At 40.9% G+C, this 13,201-nt stretch carries 10 protein-coding genes; 3 read left to right on the forward strand and 7 right to left on the reverse strand.

Annotated features, from left to right (window positions below; genetic code table 11):
- Window positions 1-805: 805 nt before the first annotated feature.
- The gene (locus VGE44_RS10605; RefSeq protein ID WP_331078768.1) at window positions 806-1,786 is read left to right on the forward strand and encodes an acyl-ACP desaturase; all 981 of its coding nucleotides are present in this window, start codon (window positions 806-808) and stop codon (window positions 1,784-1,786) included.
- A gap of 529 nt (window positions 1,787-2,315) precedes the next feature.
- On the opposite strand, the gene VGE44_RS10610 is transcribed toward VGE44_RS10605, so the two are convergent.
- The 3 genes from VGE44_RS10610 to VGE44_RS10620 form a co-directional block, all read right to left on the reverse strand.
- The gene (locus tag VGE44_RS10610; RefSeq protein WP_331078770.1) at window positions 2,316-3,692 is read right to left on the reverse strand and encodes a Gfo/Idh/MocA family oxidoreductase; all 1,377 of its coding nucleotides are present in this window, start codon (window positions 3,690-3,692) and stop codon (window positions 2,316-2,318) included.
- Between the two features lie 102 nt (window positions 3,693-3,794).
- Entirely contained in the window at window positions 3,795-4,391 is a 597-nt protein-coding gene (locus VGE44_RS10615; RefSeq protein WP_331078772.1) for a DUF1080 domain-containing protein, read from the reverse strand.
- A 71-nt stretch (window positions 4,392-4,462) separates the two neighbouring features.
- Window positions 4,463-5,593: an acyltransferase family protein gene (locus VGE44_RS10620; RefSeq protein WP_331078774.1), complete on the reverse strand. Its 1,131-nt coding sequence runs from the start codon at window positions 5,591-5,593 to the stop codon at window positions 4,463-4,465.
- A 419-nt stretch (window positions 5,594-6,012) separates the two neighbouring features.
- On the opposite strand from VGE44_RS10620, the gene VGE44_RS10625 reads away from it, so the two are divergent.
- Window positions 6,013-6,531: a hypothetical protein gene (locus tag VGE44_RS10625; RefSeq protein WP_331078776.1), complete on the forward strand. Its 519-nt coding sequence runs from the start codon at window positions 6,013-6,015 to the stop codon at window positions 6,529-6,531.
- A 173-nt stretch (window positions 6,532-6,704) separates the two neighbouring features.
- Here VGE44_RS10625 and VGE44_RS10630 read toward each other — a convergent pair whose 3' ends face one another.
- The 3 genes from VGE44_RS10630 to corA all read right to left on the reverse strand — a co-directional run bounded on the left by VGE44_RS10630 (window position 6,705) and on the right by corA (window position 11,747).
- Window positions 6,705-10,073, reverse strand: a complete 3,369-nt coding sequence (locus tag VGE44_RS10630) for a methylmalonyl-CoA mutase family protein (protein ID WP_331078778.1) — start codon at window positions 10,071-10,073, stop codon at window positions 6,705-6,707.
- Window positions 10,074-10,456: 383 nt separating this feature from the next.
- Window positions 10,457-10,699: a hypothetical protein gene (locus VGE44_RS10635; protein ID WP_331078780.1), complete on the reverse strand. Its 243-nt coding sequence runs from the start codon at window positions 10,697-10,699 to the stop codon at window positions 10,457-10,459.
- A 94-nt stretch (window positions 10,700-10,793) separates the two neighbouring features.
- Entirely contained in the window at window positions 10,794-11,747 is a 954-nt protein-coding gene (gene corA, locus VGE44_RS10640) for a magnesium/cobalt transporter CorA (protein WP_331078782.1), read from the reverse strand.
- A 52-nt stretch (window positions 11,748-11,799) separates the two neighbouring features.
- Between corA and VGE44_RS10645 the strand changes: the two genes are divergently transcribed.
- Complete coding sequence (locus VGE44_RS10645; protein WP_331078784.1) at window positions 11,800-12,765, forward strand: TIGR01212 family radical SAM protein; 966 nt, start codon at window positions 11,800-11,802, stop codon at window positions 12,763-12,765.
- A 256-nt stretch (window positions 12,766-13,021) separates the two neighbouring features.
- Here VGE44_RS10645 and VGE44_RS10650 read toward each other — a convergent pair.
- Window positions 13,022-13,201: hypothetical protein (locus tag VGE44_RS10650; RefSeq protein WP_331078786.1), on the reverse strand; the 180-nt coding region annotated here is incomplete at its 5' end.

The raw sequence follows: 13,201 nt of genomic DNA on the forward strand, positions 1-13,201 counted from the left end.
AAAGTATCAATTTCTGGTAGACTTATAGCCCTTCCGATTCCGGTCAACGAACCGGAATCTCCTCAATATATAATACTGATTGTCATCGTGGCGAAAGCCACGACCTCATTCGTAATACTAATTATTAAAAGATCGAAAGCCACACCTGTGTTATAAAACTGATTGCCATCGTGGCGAATGCTGCGACCTTATACTCCCAAAGACGCAAACACTAAGAAAAGTGAGTGTCATCCTGACGAATTCAGGAAAACGGGATCGCAGCGGCAGCTTTGCCGCAAAGTAAATAGGATCTAAACACTTATTTTCTGCGGCAAAAATAGCGCCCGCCCGGATAGCGGAACCGATAGTAGACGGAACCTGCTTTTCAAAAAATAATTATTACTCTTATTGATTAACGTTTTAGTGTGTATAATCTATCTTATTTTCTCAACCATCCCTCATAGTCTGTGTTGTCACCTTACCATAATCACCCTCATATCCAATGTTCCCTAGGATTGGTTTTACCTACCATAAGCAACTCATGTCTCTTGATTGGTGACAACACCGACCAAATGAAATTATATTTAACCACACCCAGAGTACATTATTTCTTCTCTTGGATCACATTCCTATTTATACATATTAATATTGCGATTTTTCTGCCAGGTGTGTGATCTATCTCATTTTCTCTACGATTATTTTTATTTATACTTACAATAATTATTGCTTATAAAGCACTTTATATCTATTTAAAAGATGTTTTGAATTCAATATTAAGAGCCCGATTCATGCTTTTTACGTATATTTGAATAATTTAGAAATACATATGAATATCAATATAGGATCACGCCGAGAAGTATTAGTGCACATCGAAAAGTATATGCTTGAAAAGATGGATGAATACCTCAAGCCTATCGAAACAAACTGGCAGCCTTCCGACTTCCTGCCTGATTCAACGCGCGATACATTTTATTCAGAAATTAAAGACTTGAAAGAAAATGCAGAAGCACTTTCTTATGATTTGGTAGCGGTTTTGATCGGTGATACTATTACTGAAGAAGCACTCCCAACCTATGAATCCTGGTTGACTATGGTTGACGGTATTTCGAAAGATGAACAAAATGGCTGGATGAAATGGGTGAGACTATGGACTGCAGAAGAAAACCGTCACGGAGATCTGCTGAACAAATATCTTTATTTATCGGGCCGTGTGGATATGCGCCAGATGGAAATCTCAACTCAATATCTGATTGCTGATGGATTTGATATTGGTACAGGTCATGACCCTTACCGTAATTTTATCTATACCAGCTTTCAGGAACTCGCTACAAATATTTCACACAGAAGGGTGGCATCATTGGCTAAGGCTGATGGCGATACCTTATTATCGAAAATGTGTGGTGTAATTGCTTCTGATGAGGCCAGACATGCAAAAGCCTATAAAGATTTTATGCTTCGTATTTTTGAAGTGGATCCAAGTGAGGCAATGATTGCTTTTGAAGATATGATGCGTAATAAAATTGTCATGCCAGCTCACTTCCTTCGTGAAGTAGGTTTACAAATGGGTCAGACTTTTGGACATTTCACAGATGCAGCACAACGTTTGGGCGTTTATACCGCGGTTGACTATGTTCAGATCATGAAACAACTGATTGATGAATGGCATATTGAAAAAGTGCGTGATCTGAATGAAGCTGGTGAAAAGGCTCGTGATTATGTAATGAATTTACCTGACCGCCTGTTGAGGGTTGCCGAAAGAATGAAAAATCCTTCCCTTGAATATAAATTCAGCTGGATAGCAGGTTAATGATACTAATTTAACCTGAGTTAGATATAGTGAAGGCTAAAAGACAGGTTTGTAAATATTCAGATAGGGCTTTGGAGTTAAATAATTTGATTTTTTAAACCAATACCTGTGTCTTATAGGCTAGTGCAGCCCTTTCCTCCGGAGTAGTTCCGGCAAGAAATCGCATTCCATTTCAAATTACGACCAGCCGGAAGCTACCTCCTCCGGCAAGGTTTATCTTACCCGGTGCTGTTTTTCATCGGGACGGGTAGCCCGGCAAAAGGACCATTTGCCATTTTATATAAACCCGGGTGGCAGCTGTAGATTTTTGCCCGGTCTGATTTTATATTACCAAAGAATTTATGGGCAAAAACTACGGCAGAACACGGGACTGGCATAACCGAAGAAGTGCAGACCCTGATTTCCAAAAACAATAGAAAACTATCAATTTTAATAGTAGCCGGCAAAAAATTGTATCCAGCTTATGTTAATTCAATAGAAAAGCCCGACATGCAATTTTACAGGTCGGGCTTTTTTATTGTTGTTGAAATTACTTTTTAACTAATTGCATCTTCTCAGGATTCCATAAGATTGCAGTATCGTTGTTATAGCTGTCGTTACACAACAATGCAGGTGCTGCTGCACGATATCCGAAAATCGCATCCTCGGCAACTTTGCCATTGTTTTTAATTGCATTAAAGAAATTTACAAAATGATCGTACGGACCACCCATATAACCTTTTTCTGCTGCAAAGCTATATTCTTCCTGCGGCAGGATTCGTTTACGGTCGCTTAATGGAGTACCCGCATTCTTCATTTTTTCTATGAAAAAAGGATCATCGGAAGAAAAGTTTTTATTCCTTCTTAACGTAACACTGTCCCAGCCAATATCCATTGCACCTTCACTTCCTACGAGTTTTAATATTGTATTTCCACTGGTTCCATCAGCAAAATTACATCTTAAGGATAGATTAAATGCAGGATGAGCCTGAGCCTGGTCCGGGTAATCGAATATGCCCAGAAGCACATCCGGAACTTCACGGCCATCTTTCCAGTATCTTAATCCGCCGGATGAGTAGATCTTATTCGGGCCGAAGGAATCTGTTATAAAATGCAGACTGGAGAAGAGATGGACGAACAGATCGCCCGACATTCCGGTTCCGTAATCGCGGTAATTTCTCCATCTGAAGAAACGCATCGCATCAAAGGAGCGTTTGGTAGTATTGCTTACAAAAGTATCCCAGTCGACTGTAGCCGCTGAAGCATCAGCCGGAATTGGATACTGCCAGGCACCACCCGGTGAATGACGTGCCCAAAAACCTTCAGCAAAGTTAAGCTGACCAATGGCTCCATCTTTCAGAAGTTCTTTTGCTTTCTCATTTCCCAATGAAGAAACACCCTGACTACCTACCTGAAATACCTTTCCGGTTTCTTTCTGAGCTTTGATCACTGCAGGACCTTCGGTAATATCATGAACCATTGGCTTCTCGCAGTAAACGTGTTTACCCGCTCTCATTGCATCGATTGAGATCTGCTGATGCCAATGGTCAGGTGTAGCAACAATAACTGCATCAATATCTGAGCGGTTTAATATTTCCTTATAGGATCTTGTGGTGAAAATGTCTTGACCCCAACGTTCTTTTGCGGCTTTCAGTCGACCATCATAAAGATCACATACGGCTACCAATTTTACACCGGGTACCTTTAATGCTGTGATCGTATCCCCCGTCCCCATTCCCCCGGCCCCAATCAATGCAATATTGATATTATCGTTTGCACCAATGTATTGTCTTTTATGGATTATAAACTGTGCTGTTTCACTTTCCTGAGCTGCAGCAAGTACATTGTTTCCAACCGCAACGGCAGCTGTGGTTGCTGCAATTTTTTTAATAAAACCTCTACGAGAAGATTCCTGATTGTTGTTCATTAGAATATAATTTGGGTTTTTATCCCGGTCTATCCGGGATTGAATAAGCCTGCTATTAGGGCAGGCTTACTGTTAGAATAAATTATGTGAACTAGTTTAAAACTAGAGTTCTTTGATTTTAATGTTTTTCCATCTAACCTTGATGTCACCACCAGAATGGATTTGAAGCGCAATAAAACCTTTTCCTGCTCCAAATTTTTCATCTTTCAGATGTGAGATTTGTTTACCATTTAACCAGGTAGTTATTTCATCACCCATTACATGAATCTTTCCATGGTTCCAGCCATCCGGACTAAGCCCTGATTCTTCTTCTTTAGTTGGTTTTGTTAACCAGCCTCTTCCATAGGATTCGTAAATGCCTCCTGTTCCGTTTCCGGGAGGAGCAACTTCTACCTGCCATCCGCTGATTTTGGTGCCATCGATACTGGAACGGACGAATACACCGCTATTACCATTTGCTTCAAGTTTAAAATCATATTCCAGTATGAAATTCTTGTAGTTTTTGTCTGTAGACAGATAGCCATATTCTTCTTTTGGCCCATTTTCACAGATCAGATGGCCTTTTTCAACATACCACTTCTCTGTACCATGAATAGTCCAGCCGGTAAGATCCTTGCCGTTAAATAGTTTTGTTGACTTCTGAGCAATTGCAGCAGTTGAAATCAAAATGAAGGAAAAAATAAATACTAGGTATTTCATTATTATGTGTTTTGGTTTATGTAATAAATATAGTTTTTAAAAAATGGATTCAAAACGAAGCGTTGCATATTTTACACTTTTATATAAATATGCTTCTTATCCATCCATAATCCAACAGTCCAGCACAGTAACATGAAGGTCAACGCAAATAATAAGGAGCCGATTGGCCCGGGGGCTATTGCCTGAAAAACATTGATGCTGATGGCTTTACGAAGACTTGTATCTTCAGCCACGGTGATCAGACTAAGAATTCTGCTGCCTACCTCGGCCAGTAAATAGATAAATAGCGGATTTTTGCCAAATACAGTAAAGAAGTAAGTCCAGTTGCCCTTGTTCATGGACTTAATTTCGACAACATACAATAATGCAGCAATGATTGCCAGATTAAGTCCACTGGTCAGCAGGATAAAGGAACCGGTCCAGAGTTTTTTATTGATCGGGAATACGCTGTCCCAGCAAATTGCAATAAAGATCAGAGCCGCTCCGGCCAATAGCAATTTGGCAATCGTTTCATAGGTTTTGCCATTTTCTTTAATGAATTTTCCTGCAAAATAGCCGATGATAACTAATACAATTGCGGGCATAGTACTCAGAAGCCCCTGGGCTTCAAAAGGTACGCCCTCGCCTTTGGATAGATGACTTTCTCCAAACAGAAATTTATCAAGATAATGACCTGCATTTCCCAGCATACTGTATGGATCTGCAGAATCACCAAATGCGAGTAGAATCCCCCAGTAGCCCAAAAGAAATATTACGCTTAAAATAATGATCTTCTTCGCGGAGAGATAATGAATCATCAATGCTCCAAAGAAATAGCACAATGCAATACGTTGTAATACCCCGAAAATGCGGGTTTCGCTGATTGGTTTTAAGATCAATTCGCCGGCTTCATTGGCCTTGAAAAATGGGAACCAGTAAAGCAGATAACCCAGGATAAAGATCCATGCCGTTCTCTTCAGTATTTTGAGGAATACCAGACTGTCGCTTTCCAGTTTCCCTTTTGTAAAACTCATCGCATTACCAACTGCGAATAAAAAGGCCGGGAAAACGAGATCTGTCGCAGTAAGACCATGCCATGAAGCATGCAATAGCGGAGCAAAGGGAGTAGCACCGCTTCCAGGAGTATTAACAATAATCATAAAACATACGGTCATGCCTCTGAAAACATCAAGTGACAGGAAGCGGGTGGGAGAATTGCTCATTTTGTAGAAATTGGATTGAAATTAAGTATTCGAGATCCAATTTACATTATTTTGGAGGATTTGGAAATAGGGGTGTCATTCCGAATGAGGCCTGTCTGGCCGGACAGGCAGGTATGACAAGTAATCTCGAGGTCAAAGTTCTAAAATTAATCATCAGGCTTATCTAATCAATGTGTTATTGTTAAAATTACTGATCTTCAGAACCCGATTTAAACAGATTTCGGAGGATCTTAGACTATGAACTTTCAGGTTTCAATCCCAAACCCCGTTTTAATAGCATTTGAACGTAAAATGTCTATACCTTAAGCGAATCTAAGACCTTCTTAAAGCCTATCTTTAAGCTTTTCCTTGTCATATTTATACGTTAAACTCTTGATAAACAGCGATTTTTTTCTTATATTCAATAAGGAATTAAGAAAATGGCTATTCAAACCTCCATATTGTTTAAAGGCTTCAGTGGAAGTATCAACCGGCAGTTGTTATTCAGACAATGCGGGGGGAAGACTGTTGTTTCGAGGTTTCCTGACAGAAGTGCTGTAATCTATTCAGAAAAGCAGAAACAGGAGCGGAGACGTTTCGCAGATGCTGTATCTTTTGCCCGTGTGGTGATTTCAGATCAGAGTTTGAAACAGGTTTACAGTATTAAAGCGGCTTTACTTGGATTCCGATCCGCCTGGAATGTCGCTATTGCAGAACATATGAGTGATCAACCGCTAAAGCTCAAAAAGAAGAAAATCTCCTTTGATAAAGCGCAGATAGCATTACAGGCAGGCAGAAAAATACAAATAAAGTTATTTAGAACGATAGAAAGGGAATCTCCGGTTTTGGTTAAGTTATCACGCCGATATAACCGATGCAGGAATATTATTAAATTCCGGCAGGATAGAGTGGGCTTAAATAGGGATGAGTGTGAATTACAAATTGCAAATTCGTGCTAGTGCTTCAACTTATCACGGTGTCTTCTCCGTCATTCCAGAAGACTCTCTAAGGCCGGACGGGTTGGACGAGGAATCACATACTCGAAGATTCTTCCATTAATCACGAGATTTCTCCCTGCGTTACCAATTTGATTGATTACAACGGCCGTTTCCGCGAGTCGAAATGACGGTTCTTACATATTCCTCCTGTACTGCCCCCCAACCTCATATAAAGCATGTGAGATCTGCCCCAGGGAACAAACCTTACAAACCTCCATCAGGCTTTCAAAAATATTTTCTCCGGCAACAGCTTTCTGCTGAAGTTCTTTCAAAAGCTTAGCTGAAGTTTCTTCATTTCTCTGCTGAAAGGTTTCCAAAGCGCTGATCTGGAATTTCTTTTCTTCTTCAGTAGCACGGATAACTTCTGATGGAATGATCGTTGGTGATCCGTTTTTATTGAGGAAGGTATTCACCCCAACAATAGGATAAGTCCCGTCGTGTTTCAGAGTTTCATAATAAAGTGATTCTTCCTGAATACGGCTGCGCTGGTACATCGTTTCCATGGCTCCCAACACTCCGCCGCGATCATTTATTCGCTTGAATTCCTCCAAAACGGCTGCTTCAACCAGTTCGGTCAGTTCTTCAATAATGAAGGCGCCTTGTAAAGGGTTCTCATTTTTGGCGAGACCCAATTCCCTGTTAATAATAAGCTGTATTGCCATTGCCCTGCGCACCGACTCTTCTGTCGGAGTAGTGATCGCTTCATCATAGGCATTGGTGTGCAGTGAATTGCAATTGTCATAGATCGCGTAAAGCGCCTGCAAAGTTGTTCTGATGTCATTGAAATCAATTTCCTGAGCATGCAGGGAGCGCCCCGAGGTCTGGATATGATATTTTAATTTTTGTGAACGGTCATTGCCCTTGTATTTATGCTTGATGGCTTTAGCCCAGATTATTCTTGCAACACGTCCGATCACTGAATATTCAGGATCAATTCCGTTGGAGAAAAAGAAAGACAGGTTTGGCGCAAATTCATCGATATGCATCCCACGGCTCAGGTAATACTCTACGAAAGTAAAGCCATTACTCAGGGTAAAGGCAAGTTGGGAGATCGGATTGGCTCCTGCTTCAGCGATATGGTATCCCGAAATAGAGACCGAATAGAAGTTTCTTACCTGCTTGTCGATGAAATACTTCTGTATATCACCCATCATCCTCAGAGCGAATTCAGTTGAAAAAATGCAGGTGTTTTGTGCCTGGTCTTCTTTTAAAATATCTGCCTGCACAGTACCTCTTACACTCGAAATTGCATAGGCTTTTATCTTATTATAAACTTCAGGTTCTAAGACCTGATCGCCTGTAAGTCCGAGAAGCATTAAGCCGAGTCCATTGTTTCCTTCAGGGAGTTCGCCCTGATAAACCGGCTGGGAAATGCCTTTTGCTTTGAAAATCTGATCAATTTTAGCCTTTACTTCTGCCTGCCGCCCATTTTCAATGATATATTTCTCACATTGCTGGTCGATGGCGGCATTCATGAAAAAGCCAAGCAGCATTGGTGCCGGACCGTTAATGGTCATGGATACCGATGTAGAAGGATGGCAGAGATCAAATCCGCTGTACAGTTTTTTTGCATCATCAAGTGTCGCGATGCTGACTCCTGAATTCCCAATCTTACCGTAAATATCGGGACGGAGCCCGGGATCTTCTCCGTAAAGCGTGACCGAATCGAAAGCTGTAGAAAGTCGGTGTGCGGGCTGTCCGAGCGAAACGTAATGAAAACGCTTGTTGGTTCTCTCCGGACCACCTTCGCCTGCAAACATACGTGTCGGGTCTTCACCCTCACGTTTTAAAGGGAATACTCCGGCAGCGTAAGGAAACTCTCCGGGAACATTTTCGGTCAGTAACCAGCGCAGGATGTCGCCCCATGCTTCATATCTAGGTAAGGAGATCTTTGGAATTCTTAGTTTAGATAATGATTCTGAATAAAGGGATTGTTTAATTTCTTTATCGCGGACTTTGTAAATGAATTCATCAGCCTTGTATTTCTTTATCGTATCAGGCCATTCACGTAATAATCTGCGGCATTCGGGATCAAGACTTTCTTCAAGTTTATTATATATATCAGTTAAGGTTTTGACAGCGCTATCCTCAGCAGGTCTGTGTTGTATGGCGAGGGCAATTGCACCCTTAACCTGAAACATCTGCTGAGCGATTTTACTCTGTGTATTTACCCATTCTGCATAAGCTGAACTGCTTTCAACAATTTCGGCAAGATAACGGATTCGTTCTGGCGGAATGATATAACTCTTTTCACTATGCTTTCCGATTAATTCCATTTTTGCCTGGAAATCATATCCGGTCTTCCTTAATATGGCCTTCATCAATTCCGAGAAGAGTTTATTCATCCCGGGATCATTGAATTGAGAAGCCATGGTCCCGATTACAGGGAGCTCTTCATCTGGAGAATCGAATAGTTGATGATTACGCTTAAACTGTTTTCTTACATCCCTGATCGCATCCAGTGCTCCCCGTTTATCAAATTTATTGATCGCAACGATATCCGCAAAGTCGAGCATGTCAATCTTTTCCAGTTGGGTTGCTGCCCCAAACTCGGGAGTCATCACATATAAGGATACATCACAATGTTCTGTGATCTCAGTATCCGACTGTCCGATACCGGAAGTTTCAACAATGATCAGTTCATATCCTGCTGCTTTACAGATGTCGATCGACTCCTGAACATATTTTGAGAGGGCCAAATTGGCCTGCCTTGTCGCAAGGGAGCGCATGTAAACCCTTGGGTTATTGATGGAGTTCATCCGGATCCGGTCGCCTAATAAAGCACCGCCAGTTTTGCGTTTTGAAGGATCAACTGAGATAATCGCAATGCTTTTATCAGTTTCGACCAGAAAACGGCGCACAAGTTCATCAATCAGTGATGATTTTCCAGCCCCTCCGGTTCCGGTTATTCCGATAACCGGTACTTTTTTATCCGCATTTAATTTTTCAAGTTCCTTCAGGAAGTTCTCTGTCTGCTCAGGATGGTTTTCTGCCAGTGTAATCGCGGAAGCTATAGCATTTACATTCTTTTGCTGAATGCCCTTCAGCTCATTCGTCAGGCTGGTATGGGTTTGAAAATCACATGCCTGGAGCATATCATTGATCATTCCCTGAAGTCCCATTTTCCGGCCATCATCAGGTGAATAGATCTGAGTGATGCCGTATTCTTTAAGTTCTTTAATTTCAGTCGGCAGGATTACGCCGCCACCGCCCGCAAATATTTTGATATGCCCTGCGCCGGATTCCTGCAGCAGATCATACATATATTTTAAATACTCAGTATGTCCGCCCTGATAGGATGTCATTGCAATGCCCTGAACATCCTCCTGAATCGCACAGTTTACAACCTCCTGTACAGATCGGTTATGACCAAGATGGATTACCTCCGCCCCTGAGGACTGAAGTATCCGCCGCATAATGTTGATAGTTGCATCATGCCCGTCGAACAGGGCAGCTGCTGTAACAAAACGGATCTTATTTTTAGGTTTGTAGACTTCGGTCATTTTTGTTCCTGATTGGGGTATAAAGGTAAGAATAATTGGATTGATGAGAGATTTAGGGGGGAATTTGGGTTTATGAAATTTAAATTACCCACCAATTTAATCTTGTACGTTGAGGCGTCTAACCGACCCCGAAGGTGGTCGCACGTTTATAGAAATACCAAAAATCTAGTTTTACGACCCTGAAGGGGTCGTATGTGGAATTCCGATACATGCGACCACCTTCGGGGTCGGAATTCCCGTATCAACCAATTGCTATAAACATTTGACCCTTTCCGGGTCATTCAAATTGTGATGTTTAAATATGAAAGCCTTCCTTTATACTTTCAAAATCCTTTAAACCAAATAGAAGCAGAACCTTTTTCCTTCTGCCCAAATAAATCATTTTAACCCTTCTTTGGGCTGTGTTTACTTGGCATTTTTGGTGCTTTGGTTTTACCCTGAACCATAGAGTTTTCATTTCCTTTATTCACGGTGGCCTGTTTGTTGTCTGTTTGATAAGACATCTGGCCTCCGCTGTTTGAAATACCTCTTGATTTCAGTGCTTCCTTTTTGGCATGGATCGATTGGTTTCCTTTTGAACTGCCCTGTTGGTTTTCATTGGATTTGTTTCTTACTGGTGTTTTCATAATAACCTCCTGTTTTTACAAGGCTATTGCAAGCATTTGCATTTCGCCCTGTATACAAGGTACGAATAAGAAATCTGGTAAAAAATGACTTTGGTTACAACCAGTTTTTCTTTTTGAAAAAGATCAGGGTAATTACCGATGATAATACCATAAGTGCAATGGCAAAAAGGTAGCCATAATCCCATCCCAGTTCCGGCATGAATTTAAAATTCATGCCATAAACACTGGCAATCAATGTCGGAGGCATAAAGGCAACAGTCGCTACAGTGAAAATTTTAATAATGCGGTTCTGTTCAATATTCACCAGACCCATAAAGGTGTCCTGAAGGTATTCCAATCTTTCAAAAGCGAATTTATTGTGCTCAATCAGTGAGCCAATATCCTTGATCATGATTCTTAGGACAGGCATATATTCTTCAGGAAAGAGACTGCTCTTCATTAATGAGGATACAAGGCGCTGCTTGTCCACTATGTTTTCGCGCATTAATATATTGTAGTTCTGAAATGAAGCAATCTTTAAAAGGATCTCCTCGTCAGAACGTTTTCTATTCAGCGTTAATTTCTTATTCAGGTCGGCAATGTCTTTCGCGAGGCCTTCAATGATGTCTGCATCCTGTTCGATTCCTGTTTCAAGTATTGTGAGCAAAATATGATAGCCGTTTGTAAATGATCCAGGATTGGATTTGATCTTTTTGACAGATTCTCCGAAGGTTTTCAAATCGTCATCCCGGTAGGTAAATAGTATTCCCTTTTCCAGGATGATAGATACCGGGCAATAATCAAATTCCTGCAGTTTGGGAGATAGAAAATTGGAGTTGATGATTAGTTCATCGTCGAGTTCATTAAAGCGGGAAGAGCTTTCAATCTCTGAAGATTCTTCAACTGAAGAGTATTTTATATCAAAATAAGTTTCGATCGTTACTTTTTCCTCAACGGTAGAGTTTTGCAGATCTACCCATACCATATCGTTAAGCGGGATTGCGCGTAATAAACTGATGTCGCTTTCTTTCGCCAATCGTTTATCTTTTTTATAATATATCCGGAGCATAGCCTGAGTTTAAGGGTAAGATTGAATTTTGTATCTTTGCAAAAATAAAGTTTTGGGAACACCTTTAGATTACGGATACAAGAATTATAATCATTATGGCGCTTATCTTAAAAATAAGTACGATGGGCAGCGCGTATATAAGATTATTGCTGATGCCGGATTTACCTGCCCAAACCGTGATGGGAGCAAAGGTTACGGGGGATGTACCTATTGTAACGTAGATTCTTTCACTCCCGAGCTTTCCCGGAAGCTTCCAACCATTCGCGAACAGATCGAGCAGGGCATGGAAAGGGCCTATAAAAATTACAGAGCCGAAAAGTTCATTATCTATTTTCAGCCTAATACCAATACTTATGCTCCAACACATTATCTCAAAATGCTTTATGATGAGGCTTTGAGTATTAATACAGAGAGTATTGTAGGATTATCGGTAGGAACCCGCCCCGATTGTATCGATTTTGAGAAGCTGGCATTGCTTGAAAGTTATGCCGATAGATTTGATGTTGACCTTGAAATGGGGATGGAATCGATCTATGATGATACCCTTCTGCAGATCAACAGGGGATGTACCCACCAGGAATTCCTGAATGCAATTCAATTAGCAGAAAATACCAAGGTTGATATTTGTGTTCATACTATTTTTGGCTTCCCATGGGAAACCCATGAAATGATGCTGCGTTATGCAGATGAGATCAACAGATACCCGCAAATCAAATTCGTTAAACTACATCATCTTCATATAGTTAAGGGCTCTATTATGGGTTCAAGATATGCCCGTGATCCTTTTAAAGTATTCACTATTGATGAATATACCGACTTTATTGCCGAGTTCATTCCTTTATTAAGACCGGATATTGTGCTGCAAAGGCTATTTGGCCTTGCTGATTTTGATTTGCTTATCGCTCCAAACTGGGGAATGAAGAAGTCCCAGATCCAGAGTTATATCGATAAGCGTCTTGAAGCGAAGGGAGTGGTACAGGGAAGTGCTTATAAAGGGGCATCGGTTCTGGTTGTTTGATCGTATTAGGCTAATTCTCTAGTTCCTTCTCTTACTGTCTCTATTTCTGATTGATTTGTTTTTGAATTTTAAATTGAATTGACTGAGCTATGTTTGGCCTGCCTGAGTATTGTGCTTGTTGGCAGTTGCCGAGTTCGGGATTGCGGCTTTCAACATAATCACAAAACTCTGTTCTCGGTGTCTGATAAAGTGCGATTTGATTTTTGGATGTAATTGCAGGGAGGCACGACGAAGCAATCTTATGACGAGTAGTAGTCTAGTTGAGGGGATTGCTTCGCTGCAATGACAAATCGTTGAGCTTGACCCGCCACCTCATTCCATCGCAATATAATCCGTTGTTATATCGTTGCTGACCCACCGTTCTTAGGTAAAACATGTAATTGTCTTCTCTTTTTCTCAAAAACTTCTCAGTTTTTTCATAATCTCTCAGATTTTT

This window comes from Daejeonella sp. (genome assembly GCF_036405355.1).
GTDB lineage: Bacteria > Bacteroidota > Bacteroidia > Sphingobacteriales > Sphingobacteriaceae > Daejeonella.